This window comes from Bradyrhizobium shewense, from assembly GCF_900094605.1.
In the GTDB taxonomy this organism is placed as follows: Bacteria; Pseudomonadota; Alphaproteobacteria; order Rhizobiales; family Xanthobacteraceae; genus Bradyrhizobium; species Bradyrhizobium shewense.
This window is the reverse complement of the sequence record NZ_FMAI01000008.1, coordinates 42,904-65,427: the sequence shown is the minus strand read 5'-3', so window position 1 is coordinate 65,427 and position 22,524 is coordinate 42,904. Positions and strand designations below refer to the sequence as shown.

The 22,524-nt window shown below is 65.3% G+C and carries 20 protein-coding genes; 10 read left to right on the top strand and 10 right to left on the bottom strand.

Annotated features, from left to right (window positions below):
- Positions 1–118 precede the first annotated feature (118 nt).
- The 6 genes from GA0061098_RS17000 to GA0061098_RS45015 all read left to right on the top strand — a co-directional run bounded on the left by GA0061098_RS17000 (position 119) and on the right by GA0061098_RS45015 (position 5,504).
- Entirely contained in the window at positions 119–727 is a 609-nt protein-coding gene (locus GA0061098_RS17000) for a LemA family protein (protein ID WP_018317247.1), read from the top strand.
- Positions 728–859: 132 nt separating this feature from the next.
- A complete protein-coding gene (locus GA0061098_RS16990) occupies positions 860–1,759 on the top strand; it encodes a TPM domain-containing protein (protein WP_165637417.1) in 900 nt (299 codons plus the stop codon).
- Positions 1,760–1,764: 5 nt separating this feature from the next.
- The gene (locus GA0061098_RS16985) at positions 1,765–2,262 is read left to right on the top strand and encodes a TPM domain-containing protein (protein WP_091958027.1); all 498 of its coding nucleotides are present in this window, start codon (positions 1,765–1,767) and stop codon (positions 2,260–2,262) included.
- A gap of 411 nt (positions 2,263–2,673) precedes the next feature.
- Positions 2,674–3,660: a hypothetical protein gene (locus GA0061098_RS16980; RefSeq protein WP_165637445.1), complete on the top strand. Its 987-nt coding sequence runs from the start codon at positions 2,674–2,676 to the stop codon at positions 3,658–3,660.
- 92 nt (positions 3,661–3,752) lie between these two features.
- The gene (locus GA0061098_RS16975; RefSeq protein WP_091958018.1) at positions 3,753–5,264 is read left to right on the top strand and encodes a hypothetical protein; all 1,512 of its coding nucleotides are present in this window, start codon (positions 3,753–3,755) and stop codon (positions 5,262–5,264) included.
- A gap of 75 nt (positions 5,265–5,339) precedes the next feature.
- Positions 5,340–5,504 (top strand): hypothetical protein, encoded by a 165-nt coding sequence (locus GA0061098_RS45015; RefSeq protein ID WP_165637416.1) that lies wholly within the window; start codon positions 5,340–5,342, stop codon positions 5,502–5,504.
- A 4-nt stretch (positions 5,505–5,508) separates the two neighbouring features.
- Here the strand turns inward: GA0061098_RS45015 and GA0061098_RS16970 are convergent, their stop codons facing one another.
- The 3 genes from GA0061098_RS16970 to putA all read right to left on the bottom strand — a co-directional run bounded on the left by GA0061098_RS16970 (position 5,509) and on the right by putA (position 10,952).
- Positions 5,509–6,156, bottom strand: a complete 648-nt coding sequence (locus tag GA0061098_RS16970) for a glutathione S-transferase family protein (protein ID WP_091958013.1) — start codon at positions 6,154–6,156, stop codon at positions 5,509–5,511.
- A 257-nt stretch (positions 6,157–6,413) separates the two neighbouring features.
- The gene (locus tag GA0061098_RS16965; protein WP_091958009.1) at positions 6,414–7,619 is read right to left on the bottom strand and encodes a CaiB/BaiF CoA transferase family protein; all 1,206 of its coding nucleotides are present in this window, start codon (positions 7,617–7,619) and stop codon (positions 6,414–6,416) included.
- A 333-nt stretch (positions 7,620–7,952) separates the two neighbouring features.
- A complete protein-coding gene (putA, locus tag GA0061098_RS16960; protein WP_091958004.1) occupies positions 7,953–10,952 on the bottom strand; it encodes a bifunctional proline dehydrogenase/L-glutamate gamma-semialdehyde dehydrogenase PutA in 3,000 nt (999 codons plus the stop codon).
- 114 nt (positions 10,953–11,066) lie between these two features.
- On the opposite strand from putA, the gene GA0061098_RS16955 reads away from it, so the two are divergent.
- Entirely contained in the window at positions 11,067–11,528 is a 462-nt protein-coding gene (locus GA0061098_RS16955) for an Lrp/AsnC ligand binding domain-containing protein (RefSeq protein WP_018317238.1), read from the top strand.
- 170 nt (positions 11,529–11,698) lie between these two features.
- Here the strand turns inward: GA0061098_RS16955 and GA0061098_RS16950 are convergent, their stop codons facing one another.
- The 4 genes from GA0061098_RS16950 to GA0061098_RS16935 form a co-directional block, all read right to left on the bottom strand.
- Positions 11,699–11,899: a cold-shock protein gene (locus GA0061098_RS16950; RefSeq protein ID WP_008134691.1), complete on the bottom strand. Its 201-nt coding sequence runs from the start codon at positions 11,897–11,899 to the stop codon at positions 11,699–11,701.
- A gap of 208 nt (positions 11,900–12,107) precedes the next feature.
- Entirely contained in the window at positions 12,108–12,416 is a 309-nt protein-coding gene (sorB, locus tag GA0061098_RS16945; protein ID WP_165637415.1) for a SorB family sulfite dehydrogenase c-type cytochrome subunit, read from the bottom strand.
- A gap of 12 nt (positions 12,417–12,428) precedes the next feature.
- Positions 12,429–13,628, bottom strand: a complete 1,200-nt coding sequence (gene sorA, locus GA0061098_RS16940) for a SorA family sulfite dehydrogenase catalytic subunit (protein WP_091957997.1) — start codon at positions 13,626–13,628, stop codon at positions 12,429–12,431.
- A 235-nt stretch (positions 13,629–13,863) separates the two neighbouring features.
- Positions 13,864–15,597: an adenylate/guanylate cyclase domain-containing protein gene (locus tag GA0061098_RS16935; protein ID WP_091957992.1), complete on the bottom strand. Its 1,734-nt coding sequence runs from the start codon at positions 15,595–15,597 to the stop codon at positions 13,864–13,866.
- Between the two features lie 407 nt (positions 15,598–16,004).
- Here GA0061098_RS16935 and GA0061098_RS16930 point away from each other — a divergent pair, with 407 nt between their 5' ends.
- Positions 16,005–17,522: a glycosyltransferase family 39 protein gene (locus tag GA0061098_RS16930; RefSeq protein ID WP_091958802.1), complete on the top strand. Its 1,518-nt coding sequence runs from the start codon at positions 16,005–16,007 to the stop codon at positions 17,520–17,522.
- A gap of 155 nt (positions 17,523–17,677) precedes the next feature.
- Here the strand turns inward: GA0061098_RS16930 and GA0061098_RS16925 are convergent, their stop codons facing one another.
- The gene (locus tag GA0061098_RS16925) at positions 17,678–18,706 is read right to left on the bottom strand and encodes a YcjF family protein (RefSeq protein WP_091957987.1); all 1,029 of its coding nucleotides are present in this window, start codon (positions 18,704–18,706) and stop codon (positions 17,678–17,680) included.
- Positions 18,703–20,172, bottom strand: a complete 1,470-nt coding sequence (locus GA0061098_RS16920; protein ID WP_091957984.1) for a YcjX family GTP-binding protein — start codon at positions 20,170–20,172, stop codon at positions 18,703–18,705. The genes GA0061098_RS16925 and GA0061098_RS16920 overlap by 4 nt, the downstream gene beginning before the upstream one ends.
- Positions 20,173–20,350: 178 nt before the next feature.
- Here GA0061098_RS16920 and trhA point away from each other — a divergent pair, with 178 nt between their 5' ends.
- Together trhA and GA0061098_RS16910 are read left to right on the top strand one after the other, a co-directional pair.
- Entirely contained in the window at positions 20,351–21,046 is a 696-nt protein-coding gene (gene trhA, locus GA0061098_RS16915; RefSeq protein WP_091957981.1) for a PAQR family membrane homeostasis protein TrhA, read from the top strand.
- A 53-nt stretch (positions 21,047–21,099) separates the two neighbouring features.
- Positions 21,100–21,894 (top strand): SDR family oxidoreductase, encoded by a 795-nt coding sequence (locus GA0061098_RS16910; RefSeq protein ID WP_091957978.1) that lies wholly within the window; start codon positions 21,100–21,102, stop codon positions 21,892–21,894.
- Positions 21,895–22,020: 126 nt separating this feature from the next.
- Here GA0061098_RS16910 and GA0061098_RS16905 read toward each other — a convergent pair whose 3' ends face one another.
- Positions 22,021–22,482 carry a MarR family winged helix-turn-helix transcriptional regulator gene (locus GA0061098_RS16905; protein WP_165637414.1) on the bottom strand — a complete coding sequence of 154 codons (462 nt, stop codon included), beginning with the start codon at positions 22,480–22,482 and terminating at the stop codon, positions 22,021–22,023.
- Between the last annotated feature and the right edge of the window lie 42 nt (positions 22,483–22,524).

Here is a 22,524-nt window from a genome sequence, read left to right as displayed (position 1 = left end):
TTTCAGGTGCGCAAGGGCGCCCCATAGCTTGCTTCGCGCCCCGGAATGAACCCGAAAAGCTGGCACCGCGTTATCGCTATCTGATATTGAGTTACGGGATTCCACCGGGAGAAATTTAATGCGCAAGATCCTGACCGTGCTGGCGGCGCTGGCCTCGCTGAGCCTCACCAATTGCGGCTACAACGCGATCCAGAGCGAGGACGAGCAGATCAAGTCCAACTGGTCCGAGGTCGTGAACCAGTATCAGCGCCGCGCCGACCTCGTGCCCAATCTCGTCAACTCGGTGAAGGGCTTTGCCCAGCAGGAGAAGGACGTTCTGCTCGGCGTCACCAATGCGCGCGCCAAGGTCGGCAGCATCCAGGCGACGCCCGAGGTGCTGAACGATCCGGCCGCCTTCCAGAAGTTCCAAGCCGCGCAGGGCGAGCTCTCCAGCGCGCTGTCGCGGCTGCTGGTCGTCACCGAGAACTACCCGCAGCTCAAGTCGGACGCGCTGTTCAAGGATCTGATGTCGCAGCTCGAGGGCACCGAGAACCGCATCACGGTGGCGCGCAACCGCTACATCAAGGCGGTGCAGGATTACAACGTCACCATCCGCTCGTTCCCGAGCAACCTCACCGCGATGATGTTCGGCTACAAGGAGAAGCCGAACTTCTCGGTCGCAAACGAGAAGGAAATCTCGACCGCGCCGAAGGTCGATTTCAACCCGGCGCCGGCGCCGTCGAAGTAAGCGCGTTCGGCTCCGATGCTCGTTTCACCCACCACTGTCATTCCCCGCGAAGGCGGGGAATCCAGTACGCCGCGGCCTCTCCGTATCTCGCTGGCGTCTCTGGAATACTGGATCGCCCGGTCAAGCCGGGCGATGACACTGAGTGTGTGGCGAGCGGTTTTCGTTGCGGCACTCCTTTTCGCCTTCGCATCCTCCGCCTCAGCCGACGTCGCCATCCCCGAGCTCACCGGCCGCGTGGTCGATCAGACCGGGACGCTGTCCAGCAGCGAGACCGCCGCGCTGTCGCAAAAGCTGCGTGACTTCGAAACGCGCAAGGGCAGCCAGATCGCCGTCCTGATCGTGCCGACCACGCAGCCGGAGACGATCGAGCAATTCTCGATCCGCGTTGCGGAGGCCTGGAAGATCGGCCGCAAGAGGGTCGACGACGGCGCGATCCTCGTCGTCGCCAAGAATGACCGGCATTTGCGCATCGAGGTCGGCTACGGCCTCGAAGGCGCGCTCACCGACGTCACCTCGCGGCGGATCATCGACGAGATCATCACACCGAAATTCCGGACGGGCGATTTCGGCGGCGGCATCTCGGATGGCGTCGATCGCATGATCCGCGTCATCGACGGCGAGCCGTTGCCGGTTCCTTCTCCCACCGTCAACTTCGGCAATCTGGACGATCTCGCGCCGATCTTCATCGTGACGCTGTTCGCCTCGATCGGGGTCGGCGGGTTCTTCCGGGCCATGCTGGGGCGGCTGCTTGGATCCCTGGTGACCGGCGGCATCATCGCAGGGCTGACCTGGCTCATTCTTGGCTCCTTCGCGCTCGCCATGGCTGTCGGAGCGCTCGGCTTCATCATCGGATTCGTCGCCGATCTGTTTTCGGCGATCACGCCGGGCACTGGCCGTTCGCGCGGCGGCTCGTGGTCGAGCGGCTCCTCGTCGGGTGGCTGGAGCAGCGGATCGTCGAGCAGCAGTGACAGCGGCAGCTTCAGCGGCGGTGGCGGCAGTTTTGGCGGCGGCGGCGCCTCGGGGAGCTGGTAGCGGTCATGAGCATCAAGCGCATTGCCAGACATCTCGTGCAGCATCATTGGCGGGCAAAGCAGATCTTTCCGCCAGCCGTGCTCGCCCGCATCGAGCAGGCGATCAGGCAGGGCGAGACCACCCATTCCGGCCAGGTCCGTTTCGTGGTCGAAGGCGCGCTCGACGGCGCGCCGCTGTTCCGCAACCAGCCGGCCCGCGAGCGCGCGCTCGACGTGTTCGCGCATCTGCGCATCTGGGACACCGCGCATAACAACGGCGTCCTGATCTATCTCCTGCTCGCCGACCGCGACGTCGAGATCGTCGCCGACCGCGGCATCCACGCCAAGGTCGGTGCCGAAGGCTGGGAGAGCATCTGCCGCGCAATGGAGACGCAGTTCAGGTCGGGCCAGTTCGAGCGCGGCGTGAGCGACGGCATTGCGGCGGTGTCGCGCGAACTGGCGCGGCATTTTCCGCCGGGTGCATTGCATCCAAACGAGCTGCCGGATGCGCCGGTCGTGATGTGACGGTGCGGAGGCGGCCGCGCTCAACTCTCTCCCCGTCACCCTGAGGTGCGAGCGCAGCGAGCCTCGAATGGCGACGGCCCGGCTGCAGCAGCTCGGCCGTTCATCCTTCGAGGCTCCTGGCGCGGTACTACGCACCGCGCCGCTCGCGCCTCCAGCGACAACGGCTTCGCCGTTGCGCGGGGATGACGGGTTGGAGGTCGCGCCGTGAGTCTCCCGTTGCGCGGCCGTTCATCTTCGCCCGATTACAATTTGTTTCACGCCCGCCACACCGGTTCCACTTTCCCGGCCAAATTCGGCCCCGGATAACTTCCTAAAATTTCGGTAAGCGGGTCCGCAGGTAAGGATTTCGCAAGCAATGAAAGTTACCAAAAGGTCAACCCAGACTGGAGTATTTGAGCCGTGAGCGAACCAATGCCCGAGCAGGCTGCCCAGGACACCGGCGTCGTCGAGGCTGCTGCGACCGCGCCGCAGGCCGTCGAGGCCGCTGGGATCGAGGCTCCCTCGATTGCCCCGGACCATGAGGCGCCGCCCAAACCTGATCCGATCAAGGTCGAGCCGCCAAAGATTGAGGCATCCCGGATCGACGTGCCGAAGCTCGAAGCCAAAGCCGAAACCAAGCCCGAGCCGAAGCCCGGCAAGCTGATCGTGATGGCGCCGTCGGAGCGGTCTTGGGACGGCTCTTGGGACCGTGAGGATTTTGCCCCGCATGTGAAGGCGGAGGAGCCGCGCGAGACTGGCGGCAAGCGCCGCCTGTCGGCGATGGCCGCGGTGGTGGCGATCGCCGCCGGCGTCGGCGCCGTCAGCGGCGCGCTCGCAACCGCGGGCATGATGCATTTCGCCGCCCCGGCCCAGGCGCCGGTGCAGGTCGCCGACACCGGCGCGCTCGATGCTTCGGTCGCCCGGATCGATGCCGACCTCGTCGCGCTCAAGGCCAATGTCGAGCACAGCTCGAAAACCGGCGTCACCCAGTTCAACCGGGCCAATGACCGCCTCGACAAGCTCGAGAAGGCGCAGGCCGAGCCGATGGCCAAAATCGCAAAGCTGTCCGAGACCGTCGACAAGCTCCGCGCCACGCCTCCCGCCGCCCCCGCGCAGGCCGCAGCAGCGGTGCCCAAGGAGACCACCGGCTCGATCGCGCCGACCCAGCTTGCGACCGCCGCTGCCGCGCCGGCGCCAGTGGCCGCCGCACCCAAGACCGAGGTCGGCCGCCTGCCGGCGGTCGAAGGCTGGCGGCTGCGCAACGCCGCCAATGGCGGTGCGCTGATCGAGGGCCGCGACGGGCTTTACGAGGTCTATCCCGGCGATCCCATCCCCGGCCTCGGCCGCGTCGATGCGATCCGCCGCCAGGACGGCCGCTGGGTCGTCGTCACCAGCAAGGGGCTGATCGTCTCGCGCTGAGCGGCTCAGATACGACTTTCGAAGGGCGCTTCACCACCATGTGAAGCGCCTTTTTGCTTGAATAGGCGGACCGCCGCGGTGTTACCTCAGGCATGAGCCGTGCGTTGCGAATTCTCCTTGCTGCCGCCGTGTTGTTCGGCGGTACCGCCGCGCTATCGGCAGCGGAGACCGCGCCGCTGACGCGTGGCACGGCCATCACCGATCCCGATCTGCTGCGCAAGCTCGATGAGGGCGACGCTCTCACCATCTCCCGCCTATTGTCGCCGGAGCGCAAGGCGGATGGGCCGCTGACGGCCGACCTGCTGTTTTCAGAGCTGTCCCAGCTCAAGGACATCCCGCCGGCGATCGACGCGGAGTTCGACCGCTACATCATCAGGCAGAAGGCGGCCTATCCGACCGAGACCATCGGCGTCGGCGAGGGCTTTGACGTGCAGCTGTTCGATCGGGCCGTGCTGAAATCCCGCGACACGCGCTTCGTGCTGGCCGGCATCGTCAACCGCATGGACCGCGCCTATGCGTCGGAGGATTCCTGCGGCGAGATCCGCCTGATCTATCGACTGGCGCGTTTCGACGGCAAAACCGCGACGCGGTTGCCGATGACGCTCAATCTGGTGATGAAGGCGCGGGATGCGCGCCAGACGGACGCAGAGGGCAAGCCGATCAGTTGCGCCGAGCTCGCGCGGCGCTGGCTCGACAATGGCAATTGGCAAGAGCTGGTCGGCAGTCGAGACGACGCCATGCTCGATCGTATCGAGACCAACATCCAGCTCTCGGTCGCGGCGAAGTCGGCGCTGCACGATTTCCGCTCCGACTATCTGCTCAAGGTGTTCAAGTACAATTCCGCCACGAAGACCTTCGAGGAATCGACGCTTGAGAACCAGATCGACCGCGACCGGATCATGGCGGACGACGCGCTTCGGCGCGGCTTCAAGGATTGGCTGCTCGCACCCGAGCATCTTCGCGAGTTCGATCGCGGCACCGTGCTGATCCCCGAGAAATTCCTGGCCAGAAGTGCGGTGGTGCCGACGCCGGCCGGCCTCGATGCTTCGGCGCTGCAGCCGGAATTCGGCATGATGCAGGCTGAAGGGGAGGGCAAAGCGGTCTTCGCCGATAACGACGTGGTCGGTGCGTTGAAGCAGGCGGTCGCGCGCGGCGACGTGCAAAACATCCGCTCGGTCGCGGGCTTTCAGCGCCGTCTCAACGACGTCACTTGCTCAGGCTGCCACCAGACCCGCGGCATCGGCGGCTTTCACTTTCCGGGCGTCGATTGGCTGGCGGACAGGTCGTCCAATGCGAGCATCGTGCCGGCCTCGCCGCACTTTCTCGGCGACCAGCCCCGCCGCCGCGACATCCTGACCGCGTTCTCCACCGGAAAACGTCCTGATTTCTCACGCGGATTTGCCGGCCGACCGCAGACCCGCGGCAGCCGGGAGCTCGCCGGGAGCGAATATCAGGACGGCTGGGGCGCGCATTGCTCCCTGCAAGATGCGGGATCGGGAACGCGAGATGAGAGTTTTACGTCATGGAGCTGTGCTAACGGTCTCACCTGTCAGGCTGCCGCGGCCTCGCGCCGCATCGGCATGTGCTTCATCAAGACGCGTTAGCGCATGATCCGGAAAAGTGTGTAGCGGTTTTCCGACAAGATCATGCGCAAAACGACAAAGCGATTTGGATGATTCATGACGAATACTGGCGAAGCCAACAAGGAGCGCAATCGCGAGATTGCGCGCAATGAGGAAGTCAAGCAGGTCACCGGCAGCGCCCGGGTCAGCATCTGGGCGATCGCGATGGCCGTCATCGTCGGCGGCATCCTGTTCACGCTCGGCTGGCTGTCGCTGCGGTAGTTTCTCACTTCGCGTAGTTCGTCATCCGCTTGCCCGGCAGCAGCTCATACGCCGGCTTCCAGCCGGGCAGTGCGGCCATGCGGCCGAGCCAGGCGTGGATGGCGGGATGGCTCGCCGCGAAATCGAAGCCGTGTTCGTCGCTCGGATAATGCAGATAGGCCATCATCGAGATGTCCGCGACCGTCGGCTTTGCACCGATCGCGAATTCGTTGTGCTGGAGATGCCCGTCGAGGATGCCGAGGAAATCCTCGAGCCGGCGGCGAAAGTGTTTCAGCACCTGCGGGTCGTTCTTCTCGGTGAAGGCGCGCATGAAGCGATAGGTTGCCATGTAGCCGGTGAGCTTGTGGTTGTCCCAGAACAGCCAGCGCAGCAGCTCGAACTTTTCGTCCTCCGTTGCGGCGCCGAAGCGCCCATATTGCTCGGCGAGCTTCAAGAGGAGCGGCGCGGTCTGCGTCATCTTCACGCCGTCGACTTCAAGCACCGGGATTTCGCCCATCTCGTTGACGGCCTTGCGCCATTCCGCCGTGCGCGTGACGCCGCCGCCGAAATCGGTCCACACCGGCTCGAACCTCTCGCCGCAAAGCGTCAGCATCAGCGCCAGCTTGTAGCTGTTGCCGGATTCGGGGAAGTAGTGCAGGCGGTAGCTGGGCATGGGACCTCGCGAGGGGGATATTGACGGTGAAGTTACATCGTCTCGCGTCGTCATTGCGAGCGCAGCGAAGCAATCCAGCAATGCGTCTTGCTCAGTGTCGTCCCGGCGAACGCCGGACCCATACCGCGGAATCTATCGGTCGTAGTGCGGTAGAAGTCCCGAACGACGAGTCTTCGCCAAACTGCTCCCTGTGGGTTATGGGTCCCGGGTTCGCGCTATGCGCGCCCCGGGACGACGGCGGAGCGTGTGGTGCAGCCTCAGCCCACCGCCCCCGACGACCGCAGTTGCTTGATCGCGGTCTCGTCGTATCCCGCCTCGCGCAAAATCTCGTCACTGTGCTCGCCCACAGCGGGCGGCTTGCGCGGCTGCACCTTCTTGGTGCCGTCGATCCAGATCGGGCTGGAGATGGTCAGCATAGTGTCGTTCTCGAACGGCACCAGCACCTCGTTGTCGAGCATCTGCTTGTCGTTGGGGATGTCATCTAGAATGGCGACGACGCCGAACACGAGGCCGTTGCCGTCGAGAATCTTGCGCCATTCGGCAAGATCCCTGGTCGCGAAGGTTTCGTCGAAGATCTTGATCAGCTCCACCGAGCGGGCGTGACGGTCGGGTTTGGTGGCGAAGCGCGGATCGGTGATGAGGTCTTCGCGCCCCAGGCACTTCGCCAGCGTTGGAAACTGCTTCTCCTCGCTCAGCAGCGACAGGATCAGCCAGCGGCCGTCCTTGCATTGATAGTGGTTGGCGACTGCGTTCAGCGCACGCTCGCGCGGACGCCGCTCGCCGAACTTGGCGCCGCAGAGTTTTGCCTGCGCCAGCACGCTCGCGGCCCACACGCCGTTCGCCATCAGATTGGAGGCGACGTGCGAGCCCTTGCCGGTCTTCTCGCGCTGATAGAGCGCGGTGACGATGGCGCCGTAGAACGCCATCGCGCAGGGGTGGTCGCCCATGCCGGCGACCGAGCGGGCCGGCGTGGTGTCAGTGTCGGCACGGACCAGGTCCATCAGGCCGGAGCGCGCCCAATAGGCGTTGCTGTCGAAGCCGGGCTTGTTGGCCTCCTCGCCCTTCTCGCCATAGCCGGTGAAGGAGGCGTAGATCAGCCGGTCGTTGAGATGGGCGAGGTGATCATGGGTGATGCCGAGCTTGGCGCGCACCGGCGGCGGCATGTTGGTGATGAAGACATCGGCCTCTTCCACCAGCTTGTAGAGCACGGCCTGCGCCTCCGGCTTGGCAAGGTCGAGCGCGATGCTCTTCTTGTTGCGGGCCTCCAGCAGCCAGGCGAAATTGTGCTCGCCGGTCGGGTAGCCCGGCAGGTTCGGCAGGTTGCGGTAGGGATCCCCGGCGCCGGGCGGCTCGATCTTGATGACGTCGGCGCCGAAATCCGACAGCACGGTCGCGGCCGCGGGCGCTGCGATGAAGCTCGCGCAGTCCAGAACCTTCAGGCCCGAAAAGATGCCTTTTTCCATCGCGGCGTTGCTCCCTCGCTCTTGTCGTTTCCCGCGCGCTGGAATTGGCGCGGGCAGTGATGGAGCAATTAGACTGATGTTTTGCCGGGACGCAACGGCGCTCGGCGCAGGGCCCATTGCGGCGGTCGGCGTACGTCCGGTGGGCGCGAATTCCATCCCCGTCACCTTGATGTGGCCGCTTCTTCAGCGGCCCTCGAAGGGCGACGGCCCGGCTACATCGGGGCCGTTCATCCTTCGAGGCTCCCCATGGAACGCGTTGCGTCCCATGTCTCGCGCCTCAGGATGACGGAACTGATATTGCGATGCTGTGAGATCCGAATCCGGACTTGCCGCTCACTCCTCCCCCGCAAGCAACGCCGCGTTGCCGCCGGCTGCGGCCGTATTGATCGTCACGGTCTGCTCGCTCGCGAAGCGCGCGAGGTAGTGCGGGCCGCCGGCCTTGGGGCCGGTTCCGGACAGGCCGTTGCCGCCGAACGGCTGCACGCCGACCACGGCGCCGATCATGTTGCGGTTGACGTAGATGTTGCCGACCTGCACGCGATCGATGATGGCTTCGATGGTGTCGTCGATGCGGGAATGGACGCCGAGGGTGAGGCCGTAGCCGGTGCGCTCGATCGCCCGCAGCACGCGTTCGAGGTTTTCGGCGCGATAGCGCACGACGTGCAGGATCGGGCCGAACACTTCCTCGGTGAGCTGGCCGGCGTCCCTGAGCTCGAAGATATGCGGCGCGACGAAGCAGCCTTGCGGCGCCGTGCCGGCAAAGTGCAGTTTTGCCTCACTCTTCATCCGCGCGATATGGGCGTCCAGCCGCTGCTTGGCCTCCAGGTCGATCACCGGGCCGACATGGGTCGCGAGGTCACGGGGATCGCCGATCTTCAACTCGCGTGCCGCGCCCGCGATCATCTCGATCATGCGGTCGGCGACGTCTTCCTGCACGAACAGCAGCCGCAGCGCGGAGCATCGTTGGCCGGCGGAGCGGAACGCGGAGGTCACGACGTCGTCTGCGACCTGCTCGGGCAGCGCGGTGGCATCCGCGATCATGGCATTGATGCCGCCGGTCTCCGCGATCAGCGGCACGATCGGCCCATCCTTGGCGGCGAGCGTCCGGTTGATGTTACGGGCGACCTCGGTCGAGCCGGTGAAGACGACGCCCGCGATATCAGCGTGCGCGGTCAGGGCGGCACCGATACGGCCGTCGCCGACAACGAGATGCAGCGCATCTTTCGGGATGCCGGCCTCGTGCAGCAGGGCCACGGCCTCGCGTCCGATGCGCGGGGTCTGCTCGGCCGGTTTTGCCACCACGCTATTGCCGGCCATCAGCGCCGCCGTGACCTGGCCGAGGAAAATCGCCAGCGGAAAATTCCACGGCGAGATCGCGACGAAGACGCCGCGGCCGCGCATCGCGAGCGCGTTGCTTTCGCCGGTCGGGCCTGGCATTGCCGCATCAACGCCAAACAGCTTGCGGCCTTGCGCAGCATAATAGCGGCAGAAATCGGCGGCCTCGCGCAGCTCCGACAGCGCGTCGTCGAGCGTCTTGCCGCCCTCGATTTGCAGCAGCGCGATGAAGCGGGCGCTGCGGCTCTCCAGGAGATGCGCGGCCTGCTCCAGCGCCGCCGCGCGCGTGGTCGCCGGTGCCCGGGTCCAGGCGGCGAAGCCGGCGCGTACCGCGGCCACCGCCGCATTGGCTTGATCCGGAGTGGCATCCGCAATCGGCTCGAGATCGGTCGCCTCGGCTTTGACGTCAGCGAGCAAATGATCGAGCGCGACGCGTGCGCCGAACTCGACGCCGCGCGAATTGCGCCGCTCCGGCGCGTAGAGATCACCAGGCAACGGGATTTTGGGATGCGCCGCCGCTTGCGGCCGGACAATGGCATCCGCCGGACGCTGCAACAGCGCCGGCACCGGAACGCGATAATCGGCGGCCTGCGCCACGAACGACGAGTTGGCGCCGTTCTCCAGGAGGCGCCGCACCAGATAGGCGAGCAGGTCGCGATGGCTGCCGACCGGGGCATAGGTCCGGTAGGCGATCTTGGGGTGGTCCTTGGCGAGCTGCTCGTAGAGCGCTTCGCCCATGCCGTGTAGGCGCTGGAATTCGAACCCGCCGCTCTTTCCGGCGAGCTCCAGCACGGTCGCGACGGTCAGCGCGTTGTGGGTGGCGAATTGCGGGAAGATGCGCGGCCGAAGACTCAAAAGCTTCGTCGCACAGGCGACGTAGTTCAGATCGGTCATCGCCTTGCGCGTGAACACGGGATAGCCGTCGAGCCCGCGTTCCTGCGCGCGCTTGATCTCGGTGTCCCAATAGGCACCCTTGACGAGGCGGACCATCAGCTTGCGGTCATGCGCGCGCGCGAGCGCGTCGACGTAATCGATCACCGCGCTGGCGCGCTTCTGATAGGCCTGGATTGCGAGGCCAAATCCGTCCCAGCCGGCCAGCGAGGGATCGGCGAGCGTTGCCGCGATCATTTCGAGTGACAGCTCCAGCCGGTCGGCTTCCTCGGCATCGACGGTGAAGTTGAGGTTATGCGCCTTGGCGCGCTGCGCGAGATCGAGCAGCAGCGGCACCAGCTCGGCCATCACGCGCTCGCGGCTGATCGCCTCGAAGCGCGGATGCAGCGCCGAGAGCTTGACCGAGATGCCGGGCCGGTCGGGCAGGGGATTGCTGCCCGCAGCCTTGCCGATGGTCTCGATCGCCCTGGCATAGGCATCGAAATAACGCTTGGCATCGGCGGCCGTGCGCGCGCCTTCGCCGAGCATGTCGAAGGAATAGCGCGGCCTCTCACCGGAGCGCGGCTTGCCCCGCTCCAGCGCCTGCTCGATGGTTTCCCCCAGCACGAAATGGTTGCCCATCAGCCGCATCGCCTGACGCGTGGCGGTGCGCACCGCAGGTGCTCCCAGGCGCTTCACCAGACGGCCGATGGTGCCGTCGGGCGTCTCTCCGGGCTGGATCACCCGCGCCGACAGGCCGAGCGCCCAGGCCGAGGCGTTGACCAGGAAGGCGGTGGACTTGGTCTCGTGGTGGATGAAGTCGCCTTCGCCGAGCTTGTCCTCGATGAACTGGTCGGCGGTGCGCGCATCCGGCACGCGCAGCAGCGCCTCGGCCAGCACCATCAGTGCCAGCCCCTCCTTGGTTGAGAGCGCGAACTCCCGCAGCATGTCCTCGACCCCGCCAAGACGGTCGTCGCGCTTGCGGATCGCCTCGATCAGCCGCGTCGCGGTGCGGTCGATCCGGGCCTCCTGCGGCGGGGACAGATGCGATGTCGGCAACAGGCGCGCGGCGATCTCGGCATCATCGGGCGCGTAGGGGGCGGTGAAGGGCGGCGGGATGTTCGGCATGGCGTGTCCTGTGGCGAAAATCCAGGATAAGGCCCGCGTGACCGTAGTTCGATAGACAATCTAGCCGATTTGCCTTAGAAAATGAAGACCAAAAGCAGATTGGCCTGATAAACCATGGAACTCGATCGAATCGACCGGAAGATCCTCTCGATTTTGCAGGAGGATGGGCGCATCGCCAATGTCGAACTCGCCGAGCGCATCGGGTTGTCGCCAACCTCGATCGGCGAGCGGCTGAAGCGCTTGCAGCGGGAGGGCTTTGTCGAAGGCTATGGCGCGCGGCTCAACCCGCACCGGCTCGGCCTCGGTTTGTTGGTGTTCGTCGAGGTGCTGCTCGACAAGACCACGCCGGACAATTTCGAACGTTTTGCGCGCGCGGTGAAACTCGCGCCTGAAGTTCTGGAGTGTCACATGGTTGCCGGCGGCTTCGACTATCTTGTGAAGGCGCGGCTCGCGGACATGGCGGCGTATCGACGCTTCCTCGGCGAGACCCTGCTGTCGATGCCGGGCGTGCGCGAGACGCGGACCTATGCGGTGATGGAGGAGATCAAGCGCGACGCACCGTTACCGGTGGGCTGACGATGTGCCGTCGCGATTGTCATTGCTAAGGCGTTGAACGAGCGGTCCTCGCGGGAAAATAGCTCTCCGTGTGCAGTCGCAACGCCTGTCGTCGAATGCACTGGCCGTCTTCTAAAATTTTCTTGGCCCGGCTCCCGGAAGGGTCCGGGAGGCAGCAAAAGCTGGCGGGCTTATACTTTGAGGTTCTCTGCGGAGGTCTTGCCCCGGTTTGCGATCTCTTCGTATTCCACCGTCTGTCCTTCGTTCAGGGACGACAGACCGGCTTTCTGCACTGCCGAGATATGCACGAACACATCCTTGCCGCCCGACGCAGGCTGGATAAATCCATAACCCTTCGTCGGGTTGAACCACTTGACCGTACCTTTAGCCATCACGACTTCTCCGCGGGTCTTCCTCCGAGATCTCGAACCGCCAGTCCCCGCCAACCGGCCGGTTCGGTCCTAACAGGATACGCGGAATGTGGCCGGCTTGGTAGCTCAAACCACATCGGCCTTTCGCCGAATTCCGCTCAACTTCGCGGCGTTTTTGCCGGTTTTGCCCGTTTCGCGGTCAAATGGCCCGCGTGCTGCGCGCTGTCCGTCAATACGTCGCGGCCAGATAATCAACGATCTTGCCGACATCGGCATCGTCGATCGGTGCTCCATAGACCTTGATCATCTTGGTCACCTCGGCCTGCCAGAAGCCTTTCTTGTCTTTCATCGGCGGCTGCGTCTTGACGTAGTCGGCCGAGTGGCAGGCGCTGCAATTGCCCTGGACGACCTCGAGATTGGGCCCCGCCTTGAAGGCGGCGACCTCGTCCGGAAGCTGATAGTTGACGGGCGCCGCGGTCACGGCCGTCAGTCCGGTGGTGAGGGCGAGGGAGGCGGCGAGGAGAACGGTGCGCTGCATGATCATTCTCCCTCAGGCCACGGTGACGCGGACGGTTTCGACGACGTTGCGTAGATAACCCGCCGGGTTCCAGCGCGGCGTATCCGGCTGCGTCTCGCCGCCATTGCCGGTGGCACGCACCTTCAGCTCGAACTGGCCGGAAGCAAGCTTCACCGGCAGCATCCATTCGCGGAAGGAGTATTTGCCGAGATCCTTGCCGAGCTTGGCGCTCGTCCAGGTCTTGCCGCCGTCGGTGGAGATTTCGACCTGCTTGATGCCTTTGCCGCCGTCGAAAGCGATGCCGCGCAGCGTCGTGCGTCCCGCCTTCAGCTTGGCGCCATCAGGCACGTTGGTGATGAAGGAACGGATGGTGAAGCGGTTGATCGGGATCGTTGCCTTCGGCGCGGTGCCGGGCTCGACCGAATTGTTCGGAGTATCGGGAATGCGATAGGCCGACTTCATCCAGAAGCCGTCATAGACGTTGTCGATGACGGTGATCTCGTTGAGGTGCTTGACCCAGTAGGTGCCGTAATAGCCGGGCACGATCAGGCGCAGCGGGAAGCCGTTGAGGAATGGCAGGTCCTCACCGTTCATGCCATAGGCCAGCATCACCTCGCCGTCGGTGGCGTGAGCGACATCGAGTGCCTTGACGAAGTCAGGCGTCTTGTCGCTGACTGGCCCGTCCATGCCGTTGAAGGTGACCTGCTTGGCGCCGCTCTGCACGCCGGCCATCTCCAGCACCGCCTTCAGCGGCACGCCGCGCCAGCGTGCATTGCCCATGGCGCCGTTGGCGAGCTGGCCGCCGGCGACGCGCGGCTCGAAGAAGCCGCGGCTGTTGCCGGAGCACTGGTTGACGGCGACGATCTCGGTCGCCTTCATCTTCCTGATGTCTTTCAGTGAAAGTTTCAGCGGCTTGTCGACCTTGCCCTTGACCTCGAGCGTGAACTTGTCGGGGTCGAGATTGTAGGGCAGGTCGGAGAGGTGATAGCGCACGAAGAACGCATTGTTCGGCGTGATCGGACCGTCGTTGAAGATCGCAAACGGCGTCTCGAGCTGCGGCGGCCGGCTGGTTAGCCCAATCATCGCTCGCTTCTGCGGGTATTTCACCAGCGGCCGTTCGCCATTGGCGAAGGGCAGGGTCACGATATCGAGTGCCAGCGCCTTGGTGGAATTGAGTGTGGCCGCGAGTGTGGCAAGCCCCGCTCCTTTGAGCAGGTCGCGTCGATCGAACATCTGGTCCCCTCCCGGAGCTTTTCGTTGGCTCGCGGTCATCACCGCGAGCCGCGCTCATCTGTCGCAACGATTTGAACGAAGTCAATTCGTGCTTTCGCAGCAGGCCCATGCCGCTGCGTTGCAGCACGCCGGTGTTACGTGGGGACGACGTTGGTTGCTTGACTCAATGCCGCCGCGCGCTCGCTGCACCTCTCCCGCTTGCGGGAGAGGGAGCGCACCGCTCGTGTGGCACGCCTTACGCCGCGACGCGCTCGGTTCGATCGACCAGCTCCGCCAGCTCCCGCGCATCCGCGACGACGCGCACGGCCATCGGCTCGTCGCGGCCGCGGATCGCGACCTCCTGTTGCGGCAGTGTATCGTCGGCGAGGCCCGCGGTGCGGCGGATTTCGTCCGAGACGATCGCCTCGCAGGCCAGCGTCTTGGTCATGTCCTGCAGGCGGGCGGCGACGTTGACGGCATCGCCCAGCGCCGTGAAGACGATGTGATCGCGATAGCCGATGTCGCCGATGATGACCTCGCCGCCGTGAATTCCGATGCCGAAGCGGATCGGCTGGCGAAGATCGTGGCTCAACAGCTGGTTCAGTTCGTCGATATGCGTGGCGATGCCGCTGGCAGCCTTCAGCGCCTGCCGGCAGGCGGTTTGCGGATCGGCCGTGAGCCCGAACAGCGCCAGCATGCCGTCGCCGACGAACTGGTTCGGCTGGCCGCCATTCTCGATCACGGCCTGCGAGACCGCGCCGAGGAAGCGGTTGACGATGAAGACGGTGTCGAACGGCAGCCGCTTCTCGGCGAGCTGGGTCGAGCCGCGCATGTCCACGAACAGGCTGACGAGATAGCGCTCCTGGCCGATCCTCGCCGGCGCCGAGGCCTGCGCGTTGGCCGACGACGTTTGCGGGGTGAACAGCTGGAAGAAGGAGAGATCTGACGTCGGCCGCAGCTGGCAGGCCAGCCTGATCGAGGGGTCGTTGGTGCCGACGCGGGTCAGCACGAAGGCCTCGCGCTGCGACGGCTCGGGCAGGACGCCATGATCGCCGATGACGCGGATGCGGCAGGTCGAGCAGCGGGCGCGGCCGCCGCAGACGCTGGCATGCGGCAGATTATGGCGCAGGCTCGCTTCCAGCACGGAGAGGCCCTTGGGAACCCGCACCGTCCTGCCGTTGCCGTAGGACAGCGCGATCATGCCGCCGCGCCGCTCGCGCCAGGCCCGCACGCCGCGTGCGGCCAGCGCCAGGCCAAGCAGCCCAAAATAGGTGATGGTGAAGGCGCCGGTGATGCGATCGAGCGTGTTGCCTTCCGCGACCGTGCCGACCTGGCGTCGCGTGAGATTATGCGTGCGCCATTCCCCGTCATCGGCCTCGATCGCGACGCTGCGGCCGCCCTGGTAGATGCCGAGCAGCGACAATGTCGGGACCAGCACCGCGGCGGCGAGCAGATAGGGTGCCGCGCGCGTGAAGAACGGCTTGAGGCGGAGCCAGAAATAAATTCCGATGCAGCCGTGCACCCAGGCGATGAGCAGCAGGATAGTCATCTGCCAGAGCCGTCCCGGCGCCGCGACGAAGAACAGATAGAGCTCCTGCGGATAGAGCTTCTGGTGATCGTATAGCGTGTAGCCGAGCCGCACCCCGACCACGTGTGCCATGATCAGCGCGGGGATGCTGAGGCCCAGCACGAGCTGCAGCGGCTCGATCGTTCGCCAGCGGAACTGCCGGCGCTGATACAGCGCGTAGATGCCGAGCCCCATATGCGTGAGCGCGGCGGTGTAGAACACGATCGAGACGGGGAGGAACTGCCAGAAGACGGTGTGGTAGTAGACCCCGGCCTCCATGGCCTCGACCGAAATATTGCCGAGCGCATGGTTGAGGAAATGGCTGATCACATAACAGAACAGGATCACGCCGCAGACGAGCCGAACCTGCCGCACGCTGGTCCCGCGGACGAGTTCGGAGATGGATGCAGCAGCGGTGGCCATGATTCGGTTGTATCAGTTCATGAAGGAGAACAGCCAGCGTAGCGTTTAATTCCCGACGTGGACAGGCTGTGGGATCACATGCGCGGTAAGGGAGCCACACTCCGCTGTCGTCCCGGACAAGCGCGCCCTCAGGCGCGCGCCGATCCGGGACCATAGCCCCAGGGAGTGGTTTGTGGCGGGCTGGCAACTCCGAATCTTCGCCAAACTCCTCCCTGTGGTTATGGGTCCCGGGTCGGCGCTTCGCTTGCCCGGGACGACGGCGGTATATGCGGCACTATCCCCCCACATTGACTCCCCCTCCCAAGTTGGGGAAAAGCGCGGCCGTGACGATCGCTCCCGACATCTCTGTGAAGCCAGACGGCGCCGAACGCCGTCTCATCCTTTTTGCCGTAGCGATCATCGCCGCGATGACGCTGCTGCGCATCGTCTACGCCTCCGCGATCGAGCTGCGCACCGACGAGGCCTATTACTGGACCTGGTCGAAGGAGGGCGCGCTCAGCTTCCTCGATCACCCCCCGGGCATCGCCTGGCTGATCCGTTTCGGAACCGCGATCTTCGGCGATACCACGCTCGGGGTCCGTTTCGGCGGCATCGTCTCGATGCTGGTGACGCAGTGTCTGCTCGCCGACATCGTCCGCCGCCTCACCCATGATGTGCGCGCCGTCGTGTTTGTGGTGCTGATGCCGGAAGCTGCGCTCTATTATGGTCTGCTGATGGCCAAGGTCGCGCCCGATGTCGCCATGATCCCGTTTGCGGTGGCAATGATGTGGTCGCTGGTGCGGGTCGTGCAAAGCGGCGACGAACGCTGGTGGCTTGCGGCCGGTCTGCTCGCCGGCCTCTCGATGCTGTCGAAGTTCACCGCCATCATGTTCGCCCCCGCGGTTGCCGCCTTTCTGCTGGTGCCGGACTGGCGCTGGCGCTGGCTGCGCAATCCTTACCCTTATCTCGCGGTGCTGGTCGCAATCGCCGTGTTCTCGCCGGTGCTGGTCTGGAACGCGCAGCACGATTGGGCCTCGTTTCGTTTCCAGGGCGTGCGCGCCACCGCCAATTACGGCATCTCGCTGCGGACCATCGGCGACTTTATCGGCCTGCAATTCGGCCTGGTCGGCTTCGTCATGCTGCCGGTAGTGCTGACCGGGTTGGTGCTGACGGCATGGCGAGGCTATCGCACGCGCGAGCCCGTTGGAATCCTCTTGTCGACGGCGGTGCTGGTGCCGTTCGCCTATTTCCTCTTTAAGTCGACGACGCTCAGGGTCGGCGACACCTGGCCGATGTTCATGTGGCCGGTCGGATTCGCCGCCGCGGCCGTGAACCTCGCGACGATGGCGAAGGAGGGCTGGTCGGCACGCATGCTGAGGTCATCGCTGTTCTGGGCCAAGACTGCCGTCGTCTCCGGCATCGCCTTCGTCGTGATCGTGTTCCTCTATTACGTTGCCGCGCCCTGGAATCTGCTTGGCAAGATCGATCCGATCGGCGCGGAAGCCGGCTACGAGCAGGTCGCCGCGCGCGCGCAGGCCGCGCTCGACGAAACCGGCGCGACCTGGATCGCGACCACGGATTACCGCACCTATGCCATGATGCGCTGGCTGTTCCGGGGCCGCGTGCCCGTCATCGAGATCAACGAGCGCGGCCGCTTCCAGGATTTCCGCGATCCCGGCCTGGACCGGATCAAGGGGCATGCGGGCATCTATGTCGGGCGCGAGCCCGACGATCGCGCATCGCTGTGGGAGAACATCCCCGCCAAGCGCGAGCCGCTCGGCCGGGTCGAACGCCGCTGGCGCGGCGTTCTCGCGGACACCTATGTGATCGAAAGGCTCACCGGCTGGACCCCCGAGCTGTCGCCGCCGAAGGATTCGCCGCTGTTCCAGTGGCGCGTGCTGGCGGGGGAATTTGAAAAGCGAGTGTGCGCAACGCGAGTGGGGTGAGATCTCGCCACACGGGCAATATCGTAGGGTGGGCAAAGCGAAGCGTGCCCACGCATTTTTTGCGATCGAGAGCGATGGTGGGCACGGCGCAAGTGCGCCTTTGCCCACCCTACGATTCCGGTCTCGCGGAGAGAGCCTCCTCACCAGTCTTGCCACTACTCCTCCTCATCCTTCTTCCGCAGCAGATCCGTCGCCAAATCCGACAGCTTCGGCGGCGGCAGTGCGGCAAACGGCAGCGGGCGCGTGACGTCGATCGCGGCGAGGCCAAGCCGTGCCGTCAGCAATCCGTTCAGCACGCCTTCGCCGAGCCGCTGTGACAGCTTTGCCGCGATGCCGTGGCCGAGCATCTGCTGCACCAGGCTGTCGCTCGCGGCCATGCCCCCGGTGATGGCGAGATGGGCGATGACGTGGCGGAGCAGGCGGATCATGCCGAGCGCGCCGGGGCGGCCGCCATAGAGATAAGCGAGCTGGCGGATCAGGCGCAGCGCGGCGACGAACACGAACAGCACGTCGATCGCCGCGCGCGGGCTCACCGCGGTCACGATCGAAACCTTTTGCGCGGCTGACGACACCAGACGCCGCGCCTCCACATCCAGCGGCGACATCAACTCGCGTTCGGCGAGCCGGATCATGTCGGCGCCGTCGATGATCTCGCCGGTGTGGCTCTCCAGCGTCGCGCGGGCGCGTGCGAGCTGCGGGTTCTGGTGCGCGATCTTGAGCAGATCCTGCACGATGACCCGGCTTTCCTTGCGGTCGTCGCTGGCGAGCACAGCGGCGGCGCGCGCATGCAGCTGCTCGATCGTCGCCAGCCGCGCCAGACCGAATGCCTCGCGGCCGATCACCACCGCGAGCGCAAGGGCGGTGACGAGCGCGAAGGCGAGACCGACATAGCCGAGGCTTTCGCTGCGCGCGAACAGGTCCTCGATCAGATGCACCACGCCGAGCCCGGTGCCGAGCAGCGTCAGCCCGGCGAGGCCTGACCAGAACAGCGTACCCCAGGGAAATCCGCGCCGCGCCGGCCGCGCGGCCTCGATCGGCACCGGCAGCATCGCCGGATCAGGCTCCGGCGTGATCTGGATGGTGGCGCGGCTGAGCCGGCTGGTCTCGTCGGCTTCGGTGACGACGACGCCGGGATCGTCGAGCCGGAACGTTGCCGGCCGCCGTGGCTTCGATCGGTCGTTCATGCGAGCTTGTCTCCGATCAGGAACTGCAAGGCACGGTCGAGGCGAATGTGAGGCAGCGTCGGCGGCTCGGTGCCCTCGCGGTCGAGTGTGGGCGGGCGGAAGCGCAGGAAACGGAAATCGCTTGTCCCGGCGGTCTCGGTTGCGAGGCCGCGGAACGCGGCATTGCCGTTGAATAGTGGCTCGGGATCCAGCGGCAGGTCGCCCGGGAAGGTCGCAACCTCCGTGTTGCCGTCGAAGAATTCACCGCCGGCGCTCTCGCCCGCGGCCGGTGTTCCCAGGATCGACGGCAATTTGTCGCGGCCGCGCGCGACTTGAGCTTCTCTTGTGGCACGCACCGCGGCAAGCGCCACCACGTCGATCGCGGCGCCGGTGTTTTCCGCGCGCGCAACGGCGCCCGAGACGGCGCGGCGCAATACGGCCTCGAGCCGGTCGTGGCTGGAATGGTGCAGATGGTCGGCCTTGGTCGCTGCAAACAGGATGCGATCGATGCGCGGACGGAACAGGCTGGAGAGGATCGTGCTGCGGCCGATGTTGAAGCAATCGAGAATGCCGGCGAGGGCTGCTTCGAGATCGTGCAGCGCCTCGGGTCCGGAGTTGAACGCGGACAGTGCGTCGGCCAGCACGATCTGGCGATCGAGCCGGGCAAAATGATCCCGGAAGAACGGCCGCACCACGACGTCCTTGTAGGCCTCGAAGCGGCGCACCATCATCGCCCACAGCGATCCGTCCGGCGCCTGGCCGCCGATGGGCACGTCGAGCGGCGCGAAGGTCAGTGCCGGGGAGCCTGCGAGATTGCCGGGCATCAGGAAGCGGCCGGGCGGCAACAGGCTCATCGCAAAGCGCTCATCGCGGCAGGCGCGCAAATAATCAGTGAAGAGTTTTGCGGCCGTCAGCGTCGCCTGCTCGTCCTCGCGCGCGCCGGGCTTGAGCGTTGCCAGATGCGCGTGCCATTCGCTGGCGAGATGCGCGCGCGGCGCCTCGCGCGACAAGGCCAGGCTCTCCGCCGACCATTGCTCAAAAGTCTTCTGCAGCAGCGGCAGGTCGAGCAGCCACTCGCCGGGATAGTCCACGATGTCGAGCGTCAGCGTGCGGTCGGCGCCGTTCGGGCGCTGATAGTCGATGACGAGCCTGAGCTCGCTGATGTCGACGGTCGAGTTCGGCCAGCGTCGCTCCTCGATCAGTGCGCGCAGATGGCTCTCATAGGCAAACCGCGGCACGGCATCGTCGGGCTGCGGCGCCAGATGCGCGCGCGCGATGCGGCCCGAGGCGTAAGCGTCGAACACCGGAAACCGGCCGCCGCGGGTGAGGCCGTGGATCAGCGCGGTGATGAACACGGTCTTGCCGGCCCGCGACAGGCCGGTAACGCCTAACCGCACAGTCGGGTTGAAGAAGTGCTCGCCATAGTCGATCAGCGCCTGCGCGGACAAGCGCGCTTCTTCGACCATATCCTGGAAACTGAATGCCATATGAACGTTAATGGATCGGGGGCGGCGGGACTGTGTGACCGATCACAAAAGTGGCAATTGCGTGAAGAAAATCAAGCTCCATACTTCCACCGTCTTTGTCGGAAAATCAGCCGTTTGAACGACGCGCCGATCCCGAAAGACCCATACAAGAGGACATTGCCTCATCTTGCGGATTGCCATGACCGTCTTCCAACTGAAAGAGTTCGCATCCAGCTCCGTCCACGCCGCAGCCGACGTGATCGGCTGGAATTACGATCGCGCCGAGCTGATCGCTGACGGCGTCATCCACGCGATCGGCGTCCTCTTCGGCATCATCGCCGCGACCGTGCTGGTGGTGCTGACGGTGGTCTATGCCAGTACGATCGATATCGTCGGCGTCTTGATCTACGTCGCCGGCCTGCTCTCGATGCTGGTGCTGTCGGCGACCTATAATCTCTGGCCGGTGTCGCCGGCCAAATGGCTGCTGCGGCGGTTCGACCACTCCGCGATCTATCTGCTGATCGCGGCGACCTATACGCCGTTCATCATCGAGGTGAAGGACAGCGGATTCGCGCTGGTGCTGCTCGCGGGCGTCTGGTGCGTCGCCATCCTCGGCATTGTGCTGAAGCTCTTCTACCCCGGCCGGTTCGACCGCGTCTCGGTCGGCATCTATCTCGCGATGGGCTGGAGCGGCGTGATGCTCTACGACGCCGTGGTCCGGGCGCTGCCCGCGCTGGTGCTGGGCTTCATCCTTGCGGGCGGGCTGCTCTACAGCTTTGGCGTGATCTTCCATGCCTGGCGGCGGCTGCGTTTCCAGAATGCGATCTGGCACGGCTTTGTGTTGGCCGGCGCGGCGTGCCATTATACCGCGGTGCTCGACCTCATGTTGAGCTGAGCAAGGCCCAAGGGGTCTTCCAAGAAGCGGTATAAGACAAGAGGAGACGTCGCATGCAGGTGACCGGCAAGGTGGTGGTCGTCACGGGCGGCGCAAACGGCATCGGCAAGGCGCTGTGCGAGGCGTTTTACAATGCGGGCGCAGCCAAGGTCGTCGTCGCGGATATGGACGCCGCCAATGCGCGGGCGGTCGCGGCCATGGTGGATGGCGCGGCCTTCAAATGCGATGTCGCGCAGGAGAAAGACATCTCGCACGTCATCGAGGAGACCGAGCGGCAGTTCGGCCCCATCGCCCTGTTCTGCTCCAATGCCGGCATCGGCGGCGGCTTCGATCCGATGTCGGTCAATGCTGGCGGAGCCTCCGACGAGCCGTGGCAGCGCAGCTGGGCGATCCACGTCATGGCTCATGTTTATGCGGCGCGGCATCTGATCCCGCGCATGAAGGCGCGCGGCGGCGGCTATTTCCTCAACACGATCTCGGCCGCGGGCCTGCTGTCCCAGGTCGGCAGCCCCGCTTATTCCACCACCAAGCACGCCGCGGTCGGCTTTGCCGAGAATCTCGCGATCTCGCACAAGGCCGACAACATCAAGGTCTCGATCCTCTGCCCGCAGGGTGTCGACACCAACATGCTGCGCTCGATCCCGAAGGGCCCGCAATCCGGCGACGGCGATCTCACGCCGGAGCAGGTGGCGAAAGACGTGCTCGCCGGCCTCGAGCAGGAGACGTTCCTGATCCTGCCGCATCCGCAGGTGCTCGGCTACATGCGCAAGAAGACCGAGAATTATGATCGCTGGATCGGCGGCATGGCCAAGATCCAGGCCAGGATGCGGGAGGAGTTCGGGAAGTGACCTTTAGGTCATCCCGGGGCGGTCCGTAGGACCGAACCCGGGATCTCGAGATACCGGGTTCGATGCTGCGCATCGCCCCGGAATGACGGAGTAGATGTAGCCCGGATATCGCTGCGCTACGTTGCATCACTCAGCTGCTTCCGCCTCATCCCCCACGCGGCTCGCCCGCAGCGCCCGCGCATAGAGCATCATTCCCTCGCGCACGCTGCGCTGTTCCGCTTCCGTCAGCGCCGCTAGCGCGCCGCGCACCTGCTGCCGGCCGAACGCGTGCAGCGCCTCCAGCGTGCGCCGGCCCTTCGCCGTCAGCGACAGCCGCTTGCTGCGTGCATCAAGCTCGTCCGGCGTCTCCCTGAGCTCGCCGCAATCGATCAGCTTGCGCACCAGGCGGCTGACGCTGGATTTCTCCAGGCGCAGGAAATCGCCGAGCTCGCCTGAGGTCATCGGGCCGCGGATGCCGATCTCCAGGATCGTGTGCACGGCCGAGGGCGGATAGTCCGAGGCCGCCACCGTCGCATCCATGAAGCCGAGCTCGCGCACCATCAACCGCGAGGCGGCGCGAATGTCGTCGATCAGCGCAAGCTCGGCCATCTTGACTCCCGGCATATAGTTGTATCATACAACTATATGCAC

Excerpts from the sequence above, each read along its gene's own strand:
- GA0061098_RS17000 (WP_018317247.1), top strand. The coding sequence starts at position 119 with ATGCGCAAGATCCTGACCGTGCTGGCGGCGCTGGCCTCGCTGAGCCTC.
- GA0061098_RS16990 (WP_165637417.1), top strand. The coding sequence starts at position 860 with ATGACACTGAGTGTGTGGCGAGCGGTTTTCGTTGCGGCACTCCTTTTC.
- GA0061098_RS16985 (WP_091958027.1), top strand. The coding sequence starts at position 1,765 with ATGAGCATCAAGCGCATTGCCAGACATCTCGTGCAGCATCATTGGCGG.
- GA0061098_RS16980 (WP_165637445.1), top strand. The coding sequence starts at position 2,674 with ATGCCCGAGCAGGCTGCCCAGGACACCGGCGTCGTCGAGGCTGCTGCG.
- GA0061098_RS16975 (WP_091958018.1), top strand. The coding sequence starts at position 3,753 with ATGAGCCGTGCGTTGCGAATTCTCCTTGCTGCCGCCGTGTTGTTCGGC.
- GA0061098_RS45015 (WP_165637416.1), top strand. The coding sequence starts at position 5,340 with ATGACGAATACTGGCGAAGCCAACAAGGAGCGCAATCGCGAGATTGCG.
- GA0061098_RS16970 (WP_091958013.1), bottom strand. The coding sequence starts at position 6,156 with ATGCCCAGCTACCGCCTGCACTACTTCCCCGAATCCGGCAACAGCTAC.
- GA0061098_RS16965 (WP_091958009.1), bottom strand. The coding sequence starts at position 7,619 with ATGGAAAAAGGCATCTTTTCGGGCCTGAAGGTTCTGGACTGCGCGAGC.
- putA (WP_091958004.1), bottom strand. The coding sequence starts at position 10,952 with ATGCCGAACATCCCGCCGCCCTTCACCGCCCCCTACGCGCCCGATGAT.
- GA0061098_RS16955 (WP_018317238.1), top strand. The coding sequence starts at position 11,067 with ATGGAACTCGATCGAATCGACCGGAAGATCCTCTCGATTTTGCAGGAG.
- GA0061098_RS16950 (WP_008134691.1), bottom strand. The coding sequence starts at position 11,899 with ATGGCTAAAGGTACGGTCAAGTGGTTCAACCCGACGAAGGGTTATGGA.
- sorB (WP_165637415.1), bottom strand. The coding sequence starts at position 12,416 with ATGCAGCGCACCGTTCTCCTCGCCGCCTCCCTCGCCCTCACCACCGGA.
- sorA (WP_091957997.1), bottom strand. The coding sequence starts at position 13,628 with ATGTTCGATCGACGCGACCTGCTCAAAGGAGCGGGGCTTGCCACACTC.
- GA0061098_RS16935 (WP_091957992.1), bottom strand. The coding sequence starts at position 15,597 with ATGGCCACCGCTGCTGCATCCATCTCCGAACTCGTCCGCGGGACCAGC.
- GA0061098_RS16930 (WP_091958802.1), top strand. The coding sequence starts at position 16,005 with ATGACGCTGCTGCGCATCGTCTACGCCTCCGCGATCGAGCTGCGCACC.
- GA0061098_RS16925 (WP_091957987.1), bottom strand. The coding sequence starts at position 18,706 with ATGAACGACCGATCGAAGCCACGGCGGCCGGCAACGTTCCGGCTCGAC.
- GA0061098_RS16920 (WP_091957984.1), bottom strand. The coding sequence starts at position 20,172 with ATGGCATTCAGTTTCCAGGATATGGTCGAAGAAGCGCGCTTGTCCGCG.
- trhA (WP_091957981.1), top strand. The coding sequence starts at position 20,351 with ATGACCGTCTTCCAACTGAAAGAGTTCGCATCCAGCTCCGTCCACGCC.
- GA0061098_RS16910 (WP_091957978.1), top strand. The coding sequence starts at position 21,100 with ATGCAGGTGACCGGCAAGGTGGTGGTCGTCACGGGCGGCGCAAACGGC.
- GA0061098_RS16905 (WP_165637414.1), bottom strand. The coding sequence starts at position 22,482 with ATGGCCGAGCTTGCGCTGATCGACGACATTCGCGCCGCCTCGCGGTTG.